Here is a 16906-nt window from a genome sequence, read left to right as displayed (position 1 = left end):
TTCAATTCCCGCCAAGGATAGCAGGAAACCTGATGCTTTATTAGTAGCCGCGTGCGCGGTCGACTTGCCCGCAGACCCTCTCCCCTTTTTCGAGCTGGGCAATGGTGCGCGAAATGTAATCCACAGCTTCAGCGGGACGGGTAATCGCGGCGACATGTGGTGTTATCGCCACGCGTGGATGTTGCCAGAGCGGACTTTCCGGCGGTAAGGGTTCACGATTAAAAACATCCAGCATTGCGCCTTTAACTTTGCCGCTATCCAGCGCCGCGAGCAGGTCATCTTCCACGACATGAACACCACGCGCCAGGTTGAGGAGATACGCGCCATCCGGTAATTTTTCGATTAATTGTTGATTAATAATGCCGACGGTTTCAGGGGTATTCGGTAACAAATTAATCAATACCCGGCATTGGCTCAGAAATGCAGAAAGTTCTTCCCGTCCGGCAAAACTTTGCACGCCAGGCCACGATTTACGGGTTCGACTCCAGCAACGCAGCGGGAAGCGCCAGGTTTGCAGACTCTGTGCAACTTTACTGCCCAGTACGCCTGCACCCAAAATGCCGATGGTAAAATCTTCCCGATGATATTCAGGCAGCGGTTGCCAATGCGAACTATTTTGCTGGATGCGGTAATCGTCAAAACGTCGAAACCAATGCAGCACCTGACTGACAGCATATTCCTGCATTTGCTCGCCCATACCGGTATCTTCCAGGCGAAAAAGTGGAACAGAAGGCTTCAGCATTTCAGGGTGTGCCTGTAGCTTGCTCAAAATAGAATCAACACCGGCCCCGAGTGCGAACACCGCTTTAAGATCGCGCCCTGCCAGCATTTCAACTGGAGGATGCCAGACTAAAGCATAATCAGCAGAGTCATTATCTCCGCTTTTCCATGCTCTGACTCTTGCCTGAGGAATCGCTTTGCGCAGTGCCTCAATCCACCATTGGGTATCGAACGTTGGGTGATAAAAGATGATGTCCATACTGACTCCCGAAGAGTGTTGGCGAAATTTATTCGCACTTATCGTTATGATCTACAAAGGCCACCAGCATAACAAATCCGTGGTCGGTGGCAAAAAAAGCAGATTTCGCTTATTAAAACTGCATATTGATTGAAGTTTGAATAAACGCGCGATTTTTTAAAAAAGTTTGTTGACCTCAGGTCATGATTTCCCTAAATTAGCGCCCGTTCCAGCAAGACAGGAACGACAATTTGGTGAGGTGTCCGAGTGGCTGAAGGAGCACGCCTGGAAAGTGTGTATACGGCAACGTATCGGGGGTTCGAATCCCCCCCTCACCGCCATCTTTAAAGAAGAGCTCGTACGAAAGTACGGGCTTTTTTTTCGTATATTGCACACGCCGGGGGGATGAGAAGCCCCGACAGGGGTTCGACAACTGGCGACAGCCAGTTGGACAGACCGTGAACGCAGTGAGCGGGCTGCCCGCAGGGCGAGCGAAGCGAGTCAATCCCCCCCTCACCGCCATCTTTAAAGAAGAGCTCGTACGAAAGTACGGGCTTTTTTTTCGTATATTGCACACGCCGGGGGGATGAGAAGCCCCGACAGGGGTTCGACAACTGGCGACAGCCAGTTGGACAGACCGTGAACGCAGTGAGCGGGCTGCCCGCAGGGCGAGCGAAGCGAGTCAATCCCCCCCTCACCGCCATCTTTAAAGAAGAGCTCGTACGAAAGTACGGGCTTTTTTTTCGTATATTGCACACGCCGGGGGGATGAGAAGCCCCGACAGGGGTTCGACAACTGGCGACAGCCAGTTGGACAGACCGTGAACGCAGTGAGCGGGCTGCCCGCAGGGCGAGCGAAGCGAGTCAATCCCCCCCTCACCGCCATCTTTAAAGAAGAGCTCGTACGAAAGTACGGGCTTTTTTTTCGTATATTGCACACGCCGGGGGGATGAGAAGCCCCGACAGGGGTTCGACAACTGGCGACAGCCAGTTGGACAGACCGTGAACGCAGTGAGCGGGCTGCCCGCAGGGCGAGCGAAGCGAGTCAATCCCCCCCTCACCGCCATCTTTAAAGAAGAGCTCGTACGAAGGTACGGGTTTTTTTTTTCGTATATTGCACACACCGGGGGATGAAAAGCCCCGACCGGGGTTCGACAACTGGCGACAAACTCAATCATCATCCTTGCAGTTGATAAGAATTTCTGCCTCTTTTACAACTATCTTATTACGTCCGGTTTCTTTCGCTTCATATAGTGCATTATCAGCCATTCGATAGATCTCATTCGGATTTAACGCACTTCCCTGAGTCACCACAGCGCCAATGCTAATCGTCACTTTTTGCGGTATGGCGTATTCAGGATTATCGCCTGTCAAACGCTCTACATTTGCCCTTATCCTTTCGGCTAAAACTTTCGCGCTTTCAGTATCGGTCTCCGTCAGCAAGACGCCAAACTCTTCGCCGCCAACGCGTGCTAAAAGGTCATTTGGTCGTATGCTTTTCCCAATGATGCTCACCACTGTTTTTATCACCTGATCGCCAACCGGATGCCCCCACGTATCGTTAACTTTTTTAAAGTGATCGATATCCATAATCATGACACAATAAGACGTTTTTTGGGCTGATGCTGATTGAGCCTTCAGTTCATTGAAAAAATAATTTCTGTTAAATATATTAGTTAATGGATCGCGATGGGCAATGTTCTTTGTTACTCGTAGCGCACTGAAAATATGGCACATAAATATTACCATAACGGTTAATTTACTGACTACTTCAATAGTGCGGCTAATATACCAAGTGGACACACTATACCTGCTCATAAATAACAGAGAGATATTATACAGCACGGCACAGAAAGCAATCACTGATACTCCATTCCAGATATCACAGCGTAAACCATTAAAGTATAGATTAACCAAAAGCAAGATTAACCACATGAAAATCATTATGGTAACATATGAGGTTTTCCAGACTACCTGACCATTTTCATTTGTTAACTCGGCAATATGTAAACTGTAGTCATCATAATGACTACTTAGCATGTGAGCAACTGCCGCCCCCCCAAAAATAAAAAACAGGCTTATACACAATGTCATTTTTTTGGAAAAAAAACAGCGTTTCTTATTGTTTTCACTAACTTTATTCACCAGCGCTAGCAATATTAACATGCACAAACTCATCTGACGAAACAAATAATAAATTGCAATATCATTTTGTACAACGCTGCTTATCAAATGCCCCTCAATAAATTGCTGAATGATAATGACAGTTTTAACAAAGTAAATCAAACAACTCAGAAACGCTAAACTAAGTATACAGTTTGAAAATTGCACACGATCATAAATGAAATACAATTGCATGAAAATAAATGCAACGGTATCGATAAAAAATAAAGCAATCATAACCATTAGATAGGTTGATCGTGGAACAACCTCCTCAACGGTTGGCTGATTAAACCAACTATTTACCAAAACGAATGCAAGCCCAAACAATAAGCTCACCAATACAGTACTACTAATTCCCAAATAGTCTTTTTCCATAAAGCTACACCAATCTGTAGGTTGTAGATCCCTTTCTGTCACTAATAGATATAAGAACTGTACTGTTGTCAATATAAAAATCCACCACAAACAATACCAATGATGATAGTTGCAGACCGCAATTATTATTACCTTAGTGCTTTATACATTCTTCGCGACAAGACAGGCTTGCAAATACATATAAATGGTTATAAGGAAATCCTTATAAAACATTAATTCATAGATATATTAGGAATAACAATTGAATCCGTGAGTACAGTAACGCTGCATTTCATCAGGACTTTCGAAAAATCCGATATCATGCATCGGAATTTACTGATTTAATTATTTTAATCCTAATTTATTTTGAAAAAGGCATTGGGATTTATGCCGTATTCCTGAAGTTCCTCATCATTGGAATGGATTTTCGGGCGAGAAAAGGATTTTATATGGATACTCTACTCATCATTTCTTCTTCTCATCATCAACAATTCACGTCTCTCTTCCGCGTTTAATAACGGATTATGATGTGCAAAAAAAAATATCTTTCGTTTCAGTTACCTGTAATTAGATACAGAGAGAGATTTTGGCAATACATGGAGTAATACAGGATGTATTCAAGTAGCAGAAAAAGGTGCCCGAAAACCAAATGGGCTTTGAAAATTCTTACTGCCGCATTTTTAGCAGCGAGTCCCGCGGCGAAGAGTGCTGTTAATAATGCCTATGATGCATTGATTATCGAAGCTCGCAAGGGAAATACTCAGCCAGCTTTGTTATGGTTTGCACAAAAATCAGCACTCAGTAATAACCAAATTGCTGACTGGTTACAGATTGCCTTATGGGCCGGGCAAGATAAACAGGTTATTACCGTTTACAACCGCTACCGTCATCAGCAATTACCAGCGCGTGGTTATGCAGCTGTCGCCGTCGCTTATCGTAACCTGCAACAATGGCAAAACTCGCTTACACTGTGGCAAAAGGCACTCTCTCTGGAGTCGCAAAATAAGGATTATCAACGGGGACAAATTTTAACCCTGGCAGATGTGGGTCACTATGATTCTGCGCTGGTTAAACTTAAGCAGCTTAACTCTGGAGCACCGGACAAAGCTAATTTACTCGCAGAAGCCTATATCTATAAACTGGCGGGGCGGCATGAGGATGAATTACGGGCGATGACAGGGTCATTACCTGAAAATGCCTTAACGCAACAATATCCCACAGAATACGTGCAGGCATTACGGAATAATCAACTTGCTGCCGCGATTGACGATGCCAATTTAACGCCAGATATTCGCGCTGATATTCATGCCGAACTGGTCAGACTGTCGTTTATGCCTACGCGCAGTGAAAGTGAACGTTATGCCATTGCCGATCGCGCCCTCGCCCAATACGCTGCATTAGAAATTCTGTGGCATGATAACCCTGACCGCACTGCCCAGTACCAGCGTATTCAGGTTGATCATCTTGGCGCGTTATTAACTCGCGATCGTTATAAAGACGTTATTTCTCACTATCAGCGTTTAAAAAAGACGGGGCAAATTATTCCGCCCTGGGCGCAATATTGGGTTGCGTCGGCTTATCTCAAAGAACATCAGCCCAAAAAAGCACAGTCAATAATGACAGAGCTCTTTTATCACAAGGAGACCATTGCCCCGGATTTATCCGATGAAGAACTTGCGGATCTCTTTTACAGCCACCTGGAGAGTGAAAATTATCCCGGCGCGCTAACTGTCACCCAACATACCATTAATACTTCGCCGCCTTTCCTTCGGTTAATGGGCACGCCTACGAGCATCCCGAATGATACCTGGTTACAGGGGCATTCGTTTCTCTCAACCGTAGCAAAATATAGTAATGATCTTCCTCAGGCTGAAATGACAGCCAGAGAGCTTGCTTATAACGCACCAGGAAATCAGGGACTGCGCATTGATTACGCGAGTGTGTTACAAGCCCGCGGTTGGCCTCGTGCGGCAGAAAATGAATTAAAAAAAGCAGAAGTGATCGAGCCACGTAATATTAATCTGGAGGTTGAACAAGCCTGGACAGCATTAACGTTACAAGAATGGCAGCAGGCAGCGGTCTTAACGCACGATGTTGTCGAACGTGAACCGCAAGATCCCGGCGTTGTACGTTTAAAACGTGCGGTTGATGTACATAATCTTGCAGAGCTTCGTATCGCTGGTTCAACAGGAATTGATGCCGAAGGTCCGGATAGTGGCAAACATGATGTCGACTTAACCACCATCGTTTATTCACCACCGCTGAATGATAACTGGCGCGGTTTTGCTGGATTCGGTTATGCCGATGGACAATTTAGCGAAGGAAAAGGGATTATTCGCGACTGGCTTGCGGGTGTTGAGTGGCGGTCACGTAATATCTGGCTTGAGGCGGAGTACACCGAACGCTTTTTCAATCATGAGCATAAACCCGGCGCGCGCCTGTCTGGCTGGTATGATTTTAATGATAACTGGCGTATTGGTTCGCAACTGGAACGCCTCTCTCACCGCGTTCCATTACGGGCAATGAAAAATGGTGTTACAGGCAACAGTGCACAGGCTTATGTTCGCTGGTATCAAAATGAGCGGCGTAAGTACGGTGTCTCTTGGGCTTTCACTGATTTTTCTGACAGTAATCAGCGTCATGAAGTCTCACTTGAGGGTCAGGAACGCATCTGGTCTTCACCATATTTGATTGTCGATTTCCTCCCCAATCTGTATTACGAACAAAATACAGAACACGACACCCCATACTACAACCCTATAAAAATGTTCGATATTGTTCCGGCATTTGAGGCAAGTCATTTGTTATGGCGAAGCTATGAAAATAGCTGGGAGCAAATCTTCAGCGCAGGTGTTGGTGCCTCCTGGCAAAAACATTATGGCACGGATGTCGTCACCCAACTCGGCTACGGGCAACGCATTAGCTGGAATGACGTGATTGATGCTGGCGCAACGCTACGCTGGGAAAAACGACCTTATGACGGTGACAGAGAACACAACTTATACGTTGAATTCGATATGACATTCAGATTTTAAGGATAAATATGTTACGTAATGGAAATAAATATCTCCTGATGCTGGTGAGTATAATTATGCTCACTGCGTGCATTAGCCAGTCAAGAACATCATTTATACCGCCACAGGATCGCGAATCTTTACTCGCCGAGCAACCGTGGCCGCATAATGGTTTTGTGGCGATTTCATGGCATAACGTTGAAGACGAAGCTGCCGACCAGCGTTTTATGTCAGTGCGGACATCAGCACTGCGTGAACAATTTGCCTGGCTGCGCGAGAACGGTTATCAACCGGTCAGTATTGCTCAAATTCGTGAAGCACATCGAGGAGGAAAACCGCTACCGGAAAAAGCAGTAGTGCTGACTTTTGATGACGGCTACCAGAGTTTTTATACCCGCGTCTTCCCAATTCTTCAGGCCTTCCAGTGGCCTGCTGTATGGGCCCCCGTCGGCAGTTGGGTCGATACGCCAGCGGATGAACAAGTAAAATTTGGCGATGAGATGGTCGATCGAGAATATTTTGCCACGTGGCAACAATTGCGAGAAGTTGCGCGTTCCCGGCTCGTTGAGGTCGCTTCTCATACATGGAATTCTCACTACGGTATTCAGGCTAATGCCACCGGCAGCTTATTGCCTGTATATGTAAATCGTGCATATTTTACTGACCACGCACGGTATGAAACCGCAGCAGAATACCGGGAAAGAATTCGTCTGGATGCTGTAAAAATGACGGAATACCTGCGTACAAAGGCTAAGGTAAATCCACACATTTTTGTTTGGCCTTATGGCGAAGCGAATGGCATAGCGATAGAGGAATTAAAAAAACTCGGTTATGACATGTTCTTCACCCTTGAATCAGGTTTGGCAAATGCGTCACAATTGGATTCCATTCCGCGAGTATTAATCGCCAATAATCCCTCATTAAAAGAGTTTGCCCAGCAAATTATTACCGTACAGGAAAAATCATCACAACGGGTAATGCATATCGATCTTGATTACGTTTATGACGAAAACCGCCAGCAAATGGATCGCAATATTGATGTGCTAATTCAGCGGGTGAAAGATATGCAAATATCAACCGTGTATTTGCAGGCATTTGCTGATCCCGATGGTGATGGGCTGGTCAAAGAGGTCTGGTTTCCAAATCGTTTGCTACCAATGAAAGCAGATATTTTTAGTCGGGTTGCCTGGCAATTACGTACCCGCTCAGGTGTAAACATCTATGCGTGGATGCCGGTATTAAGCTGGGATTTAGATCCCACATTAACGCGAGTAAAATATTTACCAACAGGGGAGAAAAAAGCACAAATTCATCCTGAACAATATCGCCGTCTATCTCCTTTTGATGACAGGGTCAGAGCACAAGTTGGCATGTTATATGAAGATCTTGCCGGACATGCTGCTTTTGATGGCATATTGTTCCACGATGATGCTTTGCTTTCAGATTATGAAGATGCCAGTGCACCGGCTATCACGGCTTATCAGCAAGCAGGCTTTAGCGGGAGTCTGAGCGAAATTCGACAAAACCCGGAGCAATTTAAACAGTGGACCCGCTTTAAAAGTCGTGCGTTAACTGACTTCACTTTAGAACTTAGTGCGCGCGTAAAAGCCATTCGCGGTCCACATGTTAAAACTGCACGAAATATTTTTGCACTTCCGGTAATACAACCTGAAAGTGAAGCCTGGTTTGCACAGAATTATGCTGATTTCCTAAAAAGCTATGACTGGACCGCTATTATGGCTATGCCTTATATGGAAGGTGTCGCAGAAAAATCGGCTGACCAATGGTTAATACAATTGACCAATCAAATTAAAAACATCCCTCAGGCTAAAGACAAATCTATTTTAGAATTACAGGCACAAAACTGGCAGAAAAATGGTCAGCATCAGGCTATTTCTTCGCAACAACTCGCTCACTGGATGAGCCTATTACAACTGAATGGAATGAAAAACTATGGTTATTATCCCGACAATTTTCTGCATAACCAACCTGAAATAGACGTTATTCGTCCTGAGTTTTCAACAGCCTGGTATCCGAAAAATGATTAATCGCATCGTATCGTTTTTTATATTATGTATGGTGTTATGCATACCCCTATGCGTAGCGTACTTTCACTCTGGTGAACTGATGATGAGGTTCGTTTTCTTCTGGCCGTTTTTTATGTCCATTATGTGGATTGTTGGCGGCGTCTATTTCTGGGTCTATCGTGAACGCCACTGGCCGTGGGGAGAAAACGCACCAGCTCCCCAGTTGAAAGATAATCCGTCTATCTCCATTATCATTCCCTGTTTTAATGAGGAGAAAAACGTTGAGGAAACCATACACGCCGCTTTAGCACAGCGTTATGAGAACATTGAAGTTATTGCCGTAAATGACGGTTCAACAGACAAAACCCGTGCCATCCTGGATCGCATGGCTGCACAAATTCCCCACCTGCGGGTCATTCATCTGGCGCAAAACCAGGGGAAAGCCATTGCGCTTAAAACCGGAGCTGCCGCGGCGAAAAGTGAATATCTGGTGTGCATTGATGGCGATGCGTTATTAGACCGCGATGCGGCGGCATATATTGTGGAACCGATGTTGTACAACCCGCGTGTGGGTGCCGTAACCGGTAATCCTCGTATTCGAACACGTTCTACCTTGGTGGGTAAAATTCAGGTTGGCGAGTATTCCTCAATTATTGGTTTGATCAAGCGAACCCAGCGCATCTATGGAAACGTATTTACCGTTTCTGGTGTTATTGCCGCATTTCGTCGCAGCGCCCTGGCAGAAGTGGGTTACTGGAGTGACGATATGATCACCGAAGATATTGATATTAGCTGGAAGCTGCAGTTGAATCAGTGGACGATTTTTTACGAGCCACGGGCGCTGTGCTGGATATTAATGCCTGAAACGTTAAAAGGGCTGTGGAAACAGCGCCTGCGCTGGGCTCAGGGCGGTGCAGAAGTATTCCTCAAAAATATGACAAGGCTATGGCGCAAAGAAAACTTTCGAATGTGGCCACTGTTTTTTGAATACTGTCTGACGACAATATGGGCCTTTACCTGCCTGGTCGGTTTCATTATTTACGCAGTCCAACTTGCAGGTGTACCGTTAAATATTGAATTGACACATATCGCTGCGACACATACTGCCGGAATATTATTGTGTACGTTATGTTTACTGCAATTTATTGTCAGCCTGATGATCGAGAATCGCTATGAGCATAATCTGACTTCATCGCTTTTCTGGATTATTTGGTTCCCGGTTATTTTCTGGATGCTGAGCCTGGCAACGACGTTGGTATCATTTACACGAGTCATGTTGATGCCTAAAAAGCAACGCGCCCGTTGGGTAAGTCCCGATCGAGGGATTCTGAGAGGTTAATATGAACAATTTAATTATTACGACCCGACAATCGCCAGTACGTTTAATGGTTGATTATGTTGCCACAACCATCTTATGGACATTATTTGCTTTGTTCATATTCTTATTCACCATGGATCTGCTGACGGGTTATTACTGGCAAAGCGAGGCCAGAAGCCGACTTCAGTTCTATTTTTTGTTGGCAGTGGCGAATGCCGTCGTGTTAATTGTCTGGGCGCTGTACAATAAGCTGCGTTTTCAAAAACAGCAGCATCATGCAGCCTACCAATATACGCCGCAAGAATATGCAGAGAGCTTAGCAATACCTGATGAGCTCTATCAGCAACTACAAAAAAGCCACAGGATGAGCGTACACTTCACCAGCCAGGGGAAAATAAAAATGGTTGTTTCAGAAAAAGCGCTAGTCCGGGCATAAACACCCAAAACAAAGCCCGGTTTACCCGGGCTCTGCGCTTATAACACACTTAACTGTATGCATGTAGCGTACGTTGGCAAAGTGCCGAACGTACGCAATCCTCTTTACCGAATCGGATGATCCCGACCATTTCATCTTCTTCGAAACGTTCCAGCGCGTCACTTAATCCGGAGCGCACGCCGCGAGGCAAATCGCATTGCGTGATATCACCGTTGACGATAACCGTCACGTTCTCCCCGAGGCGGGTTAAAAACATTTTCATTTGCGCGGCAGTCACATTCTGCGCCTCGTCAAGAATGACGACTGCATTTTCAAAGGTACGTCCACGCATATAGGCGAACGGCGCAATTTCCACCTTCCCTATTTCCGGTCGCAGGCAGTACTGCATAAAGGAAGCCCCTAAGCGACGGACCAGCACGTCGTAGACCGGGCGAAAATAGGGAGCAAACTTTTCTGCGATATCACCAGGTAAGAAACCAAGATCTTCATCGGCTTGCAGAACTGGACGGGTGACGATAATCCTGTCGACATCCTTATGTATCAGGGCCTCTGCCGCTTTTGCGGCACTGATCCAGGTTTTTCCGCACCCGGCTTCGCCGGTGGCGAATATCAGCTGCTTACTCTCAATAGCCTTCAGATAGTGCAATTGCGCTTCATTTCGCGCGAGGATGGGCGAGGTATCGCGACTGTCGCGGGCCATACCAATGGCTTCTACGCCGCTCATCTGCACAAGCGAGGTGACCGATTCTTCTTCACGCTGCTTATGGCTGCGCGAATCCCGTCTCAGCACACGTTTTGCCTCGCGACGAGCTTTGATCACTGCTTTTTGTCTTCCCATGGAGAGCACCTTGAGTTGTTTGTATTCATCACACGCGCCGTTGGCAGCGCGATTATGCGCACGAACATCAGAGGGTTGGCTTCCTTGTAAGCCATAGTTTGCTTTTGGATAAAATGCCGAAAAACGGCTACGCGCACCGTTTACGGCGTCGGTAACACATGAAAAGAAAGGATGAGGTTGAAAATGCAAAGTGACGAGATGACTACCGGAGGAGAAATCTCCGCGAGTGGTGGAGCGTTGCTTAACAAAACATTGTCCAGTACAGGACGTTACCATCCGCGATCTCCATAGTGACTGACTATCACTGCCGGGAACTTCCGCTGCTACTTAATAATTACAACAGATCTCGCATTCATTGCAACAATATATTCACTTATATTTAACTATAAAACACCATTTCAGTGACATTAGTTTCTACTGGAAAGATGACAGAGTGATGACAGTGATGAAAAAAGCTGTGTGCTTTCAGCAGGATTCGCGTCAGGCATCAACGCACGAATGCCGGATGCGGCGTGACCGCCTTATTCAGCCTACCGAACCCGCACCGATTGTAGGCATGATAAGACGCGCAAGCGTCGCATCAGGCATCAACGCACGAACGCCGGATGCGGCGTGAACGCCTTATCCTGCCTACCGAACCCGCACCGATTGTAGGCATGATAAGACGCGCAAACGTCGCATCAGGCATCAGCGCACGAACGCACGAACGCCTGGTGCGGCGTAAATGCCTTATCCGCCTCTAAAAATTAAACTCGCAATAATGCGCTTCCAAGATAATCGCTCGCGTCCTTCACCCCCGGCAGCGCAAAAAAATAACCGCCGCCGATGGGTTTAACGTATTCCTCCAGCGCTTCACCATTGAGCCTTTTTTGTACTGTCAGGAAGCCCTTTTCCAGATCGTGTTGGTAGCAGACAAACAGCAACCCCATATCCAGTTGCCCGGAGTTGGTAACACCCAACGAATAACTGTAGCCACGACGCAGCATCAGACTAGACTCGCTCTCCGTCGTGCGGGGATTCGCCAGCCGGATATGGCTGTCCAGCGCGATCACCTTCCCTTCCGGATCACTGGCGTAATCGGGAACATCATGCTCATGCTGCATTCCCAGCGGCGCACCGGTTTGCTTATCGCGACCAAAAATTGTCTGCTGTTCTTTCAGCGGCGTTCTGTCCCAAAATTCCACTCGAAACTGAATCAAACGCACCGCCTGGTAGCTGCCGCCGATAGCCCACGCAGGCTCCAGCTGATCTGCCGTCACCCACACTACTTTTTGCATCACTTTCGCATTTTGGCTGTCAGGATTAGCAGTGCCGTCTTTGAAGCCCAACAAATTAATCGGCGTCTCTTTGCCTTTACTGCGCGCCGCGTGATCGGAAATAAACCCTTCCCGCTTCCAGCGCACGCTGAGCAAATCCGGCGTGTGTTTGATGATATCGCGCAGCGCATGGATCACCGTGTCCTGGGTGTTGGCGCAAATCTGTAGCAACACATCACCATGACATAACGCCGCATCAAGCGAGTCGTTAGGGAAACGTGTCATCTTCTGCAACTTTTTCGGCATCTGCTGCGCAAGGCCAAAACGCTCATCAAACAATGAGTAGCCCACCGATAACGTGATGGTGAGATTATCGGGCGCAATGTAGCCGCCAAGAATGCCGGAATCGCGTGGCGGCAGGCGTGGATTTGGCGTTTCTGGTGCTGCTCCGCCCTGAGTCAGAAAAGCAAAACGCTGAGTCAACAAGCGAAACAATCGCTCAAGATCAGCTTTATCGCTGGCAAGCACATCAAACGCCACCAGCATCATTGCCGCCTGCTGCGGCGTCAGAATACCCGCCTGATGTTCGCCATAAAACGGCTGCGCTTCACTGCGCGCATCCGGTGAAAGCGTCCCCGGCGCACTTTGCGTTTTTTGAGCATGCGCTACCGGACAACTTCCTGCCAGTGCCAGCGCGCCAATCCCTTTCAGTAAACGTCGGCGTGACGGTTCATTCACGCCGTTTTCATCTTCATACTGCATTACGCTTAATCCAGTCCCAGCACACCACGAAGTTGCGCCAGATCTTCCGCCAGCGCAGTAATCGGCCCTTTCAGCGCATTACGGTCGGCATCGGTCAGCTTGTCGTAGGTTTCAAAACCGTCTTTAGTACGATATTTCGCCAGAATGGTATCGACCTTTTTGAAGTTAGCATCGACTTTTGCCAGCAGTTCCGGGTTGGCTTTTTGTAGTTGTGGACGCAGCAGATCGACAATTTTCTGCGAGCCTTCAACGTTAGCCTGGAAGTCCCACAGATCGGTGTGGCTGTAGCGATCTTCTTCACCGCTGATTTTGCTGGCTGCTACTTCCTCAATCAGTCCGGCTGCGCCGCCGACCACTTTTGAAGGTGGGAAAGCCAGTTCACTGATGCGTTTTTGCAAATCGACCACATCGGTATAAAGCTGGTCAGCGTACTGATCCATCCCTTTGGTGGTGTTATCGCCAAACAATGCTTTTTCCAGACGGTGGAAACCGGTGAATTTCGGATCGGCGGCTTTTTGCTCGTAATCATCTTCACGGGCGTCAATGCTGCCATCCAGATCGGAGAAAAGTTCAGCAATCGGTTCAATGCGCTCATAGTGCTGGCGCGTCGGCGCATACAGTGCTTTCGCTTTTTCGATATCGCCTGCTTTAATAGCGTCGGTAAAGGCTTTGGTGTCGGTCACCAGTTGCGTGGTTTCCGCCATGACATACGCTTTATATGCAGTAATTGCACCACCAAGACTTAACAGCGCATCACTTTGCGCCGCATCCGCCGTTGCCTCACCTTTGACGATCAACTTCCCTTTCGGGTTAGTCAGCAGACCGCAGGTCATATCGTATTCGCCAGGCTGTAAATTCGCCGTCATTTTCTGGCTAAAACCAGGGGCGATATTTTCCCGCTCTTCCACCACCATCACGCCTTTGAGGATCTCCCACTCCAGCGCCTTCTGGCTGTGGTTCTGAATAATGAACTGTGTTTTCCCGGCGTTAACCGTAATGGTCATCGGTTCGCACTGTTTATCTGTCACAGTGACTTTGACCTGCGGAATATCAGCGGCGTTAGCCATAAAAGCAGAAGAGAACAGCGCAGCCACGCTCAACTGCAATGCGTTACGGCGGAAGTTAATGGTCATGACGAGACTATCCCTTTAAAGTATGTTGTAACTAAGCAAGAGTTTGCGTCATTTTCGTTACGCGGAGCGAGACGCTGTCGCCCCTGCGCGCGGCGGCAGAGCAAATGCCACCAGCGCCGGGATGAGATAAATAAACCAGACGGCGACTTCGCTGACGCTCGGCGCTTCCTGATAACCAAAGATACCTTCCATCAGCGTACCGAACAGCGAGTGAGTTGAGAGCACCGCGCTCATATCGAAGGCGATTTCCTGAAAGTGGTTCCACAGCCCGGCTTCATGAAACGCGCGAATAGCACCAGCAGCCAGCCCTGCGGCGACGAAGAGAATAAACAGGCTGGTCCATTTAAAAAACGCGCCAAGATTGAGGCGAATACCGCCCCAGTAGAGCAGGAAGCCGAGCACCACGGCTGTAGCAAGACCGAGCATTGCACCCAGCGGAGGCCAGATACCGACATCTTGTTGAAACGCCGCCAGCAGGAAAAAGACCGACTCCAGTCCTTCCCTTGCAACGGCAAAAAAGACCATCATCACCAGCGCCCAGCCATGATGATTCCCACGCTGCAATGCGCTATCGACTGCCTGTTCCAGTTGCACTTTGACGTTGCGCGACACTTTACGCATCCAGAAAACCATCCAGGTGAGGATCACCACGGCAATCACCGCCACGATACCTTCGAACAATTCCTGCTCTTTTTGCGGAAATTCGCCGGTAGTTTCATTAATGAATATACCCAGCCCCAGGCACAACGCAGCGGCTAGCAACACGCCAATCCACATGACACCAATCCATCGACCTCGCTGGGTACGCTTAAGATAGCTGGCAATCAGGCTGACAATCAGCGCGGCTTCAAGTCCTTCGCGCAACATAATGAGAAACGGAACAAACATGCCACCCACCCTTAAACGTTTTTCTGAGTCAATCTATGCAAAGAAAAGTAAATCGCAGTGATAGCGATTATCATTACGGTGAAGAAAAACACAAGCGGAATGTAGTGATAATGATGAGGAAATGTAAATTTTTTTTGAGAGAAAATGCAGAGGGCAATCACTGATTGCCCTCTGCCTGCTTCTGATTATGACGTGGGATTTTCGGTAAAACGCCTTCCCTTACCCTTCCTGCAACCGTGACGGCGGCGCTGAATGATAGTGCGCATCGGCGTCAGCAAAGCGTTTTTGCATTGCCGCTGACGGTGCTTTACCCAGTAAACTAAACACCACAATCCCAATGCTACCGAAGATAAAGCCCGGAATAATTTCGTACAGACCCAGCCAGCCGAACTGTTTCCAGACAATAACCGTCAGCGCGCCAATGATCATCCCCGCCAGTGCACCGTTACGCGTCATGCGTGACCACATCACTGAGAACAGCACCACCGGACCAAACGCCGCACCGAAGCCTGCCCACGCGTAGCTTACTAAGCCCAGCACACGGTTTTCAGGATTCGCCGCCAGCGCAATTGCCACCAGCGCCACCACCAACACCATCACACGCCCTACCCACACCAGTTCTTTCTGGCTGGCATGTTTACGCAGAAATGCTTTGTACAGATCTTCGGTAATCGCACTGGAGCACACCAGCAGCTGGCAACTTAACGTCGACATCACCGCCGCCAGAATCGCCGACAACAGAATCCCGGCAATCCACGGGTTAAACAATATTTGTGCCAGTTCGATAAACACGCGCTCAGAGTTCTGATTTACCGCACCGGCAACCGCTGGATTATTGTTAAAGTATGCAATGCCGAAGAAACCGACCGCCACCGCGCCTGCCAGACAGAGGATCATCCAGGTCATGCTGATACGACGCGCATGGACAATGCTATAGTGAGAATCCGCCGCCATAAAACGCGCCAGAATATGCGGCTGACCGAAGTAACCCAGCCCCCAGCCCATCAGCGAGATAATGGCGACAAAATTCAACCCTTTGAGCATATCCACGTTTTCAATGCTCTTTTGTTTGATCACTTCCAGCGAGTCGCCAAACCCACCGACGCTAATGATCACGATAACCGGCGTCAGGATCAGGGCAAAAATCATCAGGCTGGCCTGTACAGTGTCAGTCCAGCTCACCGCAAGGAAGCCGCCAATAAAGGTGTAAAGGATCGTCGCCGCAGCTCCCGCCCACAGAGCCGTTTCGTAGCTCATGCCGAAGGTGCTTTCAAACAGACGCGCGCCAGCCACAATGCCCGAAGCACAATAAATGGTGAAGAACAGCAAAATTACCAGCGCGGAGATAATGCGCAAAATACGGCTTTTATCTTCAAAACGCCCGGTAAAATAATCCGGCAATGTTAAGGCGTTATTATTGTATTCGGTATGCACACGCAAGCGCCCGGCCACCAGCTTCCAGTTAATCCACGCGCCTAATGTCAGGCCAATGGCGATCCAGCTTTCGGAAATCCCGGAAAGAAAGACTGCACCCGGTAATCCCATTAACAGCCAGCCGCTCATATCCGACGCACCTGCCGATAATGCCGTCACGAATGGCCCAAGGCTGCGACCGCCAAGAATATAGTCGTCGAAGTTTTTGGTTGATCGCCAGGCGATGAACCCAATCAATATCATGCCAAAAATATAGACACAGAATGTCACCAACATCGGTGTGCTAATAGCCATCTAAAGTCTCCAAAAAATTATTATCGGCAATG

General features: G+C 48.0%; 11 protein-coding genes and 1 tRNA gene. 5 read left to right on the top strand and 7 right to left on the bottom strand.

Annotation, left to right across the window (positions count from 1 at the left end):
- Positions 1-40 precede the first annotated feature (40 nt).
- Positions 41-979 carry a glyoxylate/hydroxypyruvate reductase GhrA gene (gene ghrA / locus QUE74_RS06940; RefSeq protein ID WP_000351291.1) on the bottom strand — a complete coding sequence of 313 codons (939 nt, stop codon included), beginning with the start codon at positions 977-979 and terminating at the stop codon, positions 41-43.
- A 232-nt stretch (positions 980-1211) separates the two neighbouring features.
- Between ghrA and QUE74_RS06935 the strand changes: the two genes are divergently transcribed.
- Positions 1212-1299: transfer RNA gene (locus QUE74_RS06935), tRNA-Ser, on the top strand.
- Positions 1300-2127: 828 nt separating this feature from the next.
- On the opposite strand, the gene QUE74_RS06930 is transcribed toward QUE74_RS06935, so the two are convergent.
- Positions 2128-3495, bottom strand: coding sequence for a GGDEF domain-containing protein (locus QUE74_RS06930; protein ID WP_000409829.1), 1368 nt, complete (start codon positions 3493-3495; stop codon positions 2128-2130).
- A 590-nt stretch (positions 3496-4085) separates the two neighbouring features.
- Between QUE74_RS06930 and pgaA the strand changes: the two genes are divergently transcribed.
- Genes pgaA through pgaD form a run of 4 tightly spaced genes read left to right on the top strand, consistent with a single transcriptional unit; the run spans position 4086 to position 10269 of the window.
- Positions 4086-6509: a poly-beta-1,6 N-acetyl-D-glucosamine export porin PgaA gene (gene pgaA / locus QUE74_RS06925; protein ID WP_000287429.1), complete on the top strand. Its 2424-nt coding sequence runs from the start codon at positions 4086-4088 to the stop codon at positions 6507-6509.
- A gap of 8 nt (positions 6510-6517) precedes the next feature.
- The gene (gene pgaB / locus QUE74_RS06920) at positions 6518-8536 is read left to right on the top strand and encodes a poly-beta-1,6-N-acetyl-D-glucosamine N-deacetylase PgaB (protein ID WP_000945547.1); all 2019 of its coding nucleotides are present in this window, start codon (positions 6518-6520) and stop codon (positions 8534-8536) included.
- Positions 8529-9854, top strand: a complete 1326-nt coding sequence (gene pgaC, locus QUE74_RS06915; RefSeq protein WP_000610465.1) for a poly-beta-1,6-N-acetyl-D-glucosamine synthase — start codon at positions 8529-8531, stop codon at positions 9852-9854. Before pgaB ends, pgaC begins: the two co-directional genes overlap by 8 nt.
- Position 9855: 1 nt before the next feature.
- The gene (gene pgaD, locus QUE74_RS06910) at positions 9856-10269 is read left to right on the top strand and encodes a poly-beta-1,6-N-acetyl-D-glucosamine biosynthesis protein PgaD (protein ID WP_001061100.1); all 414 of its coding nucleotides are present in this window, start codon (positions 9856-9858) and stop codon (positions 10267-10269) included.
- A 49-nt stretch (positions 10270-10318) separates the two neighbouring features.
- On the opposite strand, the gene phoH is transcribed toward pgaD, so the two are convergent.
- The 5 genes from phoH to putP form a co-directional block, all read right to left on the bottom strand.
- Positions 10319-11107: a phosphate starvation-inducible protein PhoH gene (gene phoH, locus QUE74_RS06905; RefSeq protein ID WP_000533534.1), complete on the bottom strand. Its 789-nt coding sequence runs from the start codon at positions 11105-11107 to the stop codon at positions 10319-10321.
- Between the two features lie 746 nt (positions 11108-11853).
- Positions 11854-13125, bottom strand: a complete 1272-nt coding sequence (gene efeB / locus QUE74_RS06900) for an iron uptake transporter deferrochelatase/peroxidase subunit (protein ID WP_001199156.1) — start codon at positions 13123-13125, stop codon at positions 11854-11856.
- Positions 13126-13130: 5 nt separating this feature from the next.
- The gene (gene efeO, locus QUE74_RS06895; RefSeq protein WP_000154382.1) at positions 13131-14258 is read right to left on the bottom strand and encodes an iron uptake system protein EfeO; all 1128 of its coding nucleotides are present in this window, start codon (positions 14256-14258) and stop codon (positions 13131-13133) included.
- Between the two features lie 57 nt (positions 14259-14315).
- A complete protein-coding gene (gene efeU / locus QUE74_RS06890) occupies positions 14316-15146 on the bottom strand; it encodes an iron uptake transporter permease EfeU (RefSeq protein WP_000497942.1) in 831 nt (276 codons plus the stop codon).
- A 219-nt stretch (positions 15147-15365) separates the two neighbouring features.
- Positions 15366-16874 carry a sodium/proline symporter PutP gene (putP, locus tag QUE74_RS06885; protein WP_001018507.1) on the bottom strand — a complete coding sequence of 503 codons (1509 nt, stop codon included), beginning with the start codon at positions 16872-16874 and terminating at the stop codon, positions 15366-15368.
- Between the last annotated feature and the right edge of the window lie 32 nt (positions 16875-16906).

Source organism: Escherichia sp. 10290, assembly GCF_030295155.1.
Classification (GTDB): domain Bacteria; phylum Pseudomonadota; class Gammaproteobacteria; order Enterobacterales; family Enterobacteriaceae; genus Escherichia; species Escherichia coli_F.
The sequence above is the reverse complement of the archived record's forward strand: the minus strand, read 5'-3'. Positions and strand labels throughout refer to the sequence as shown.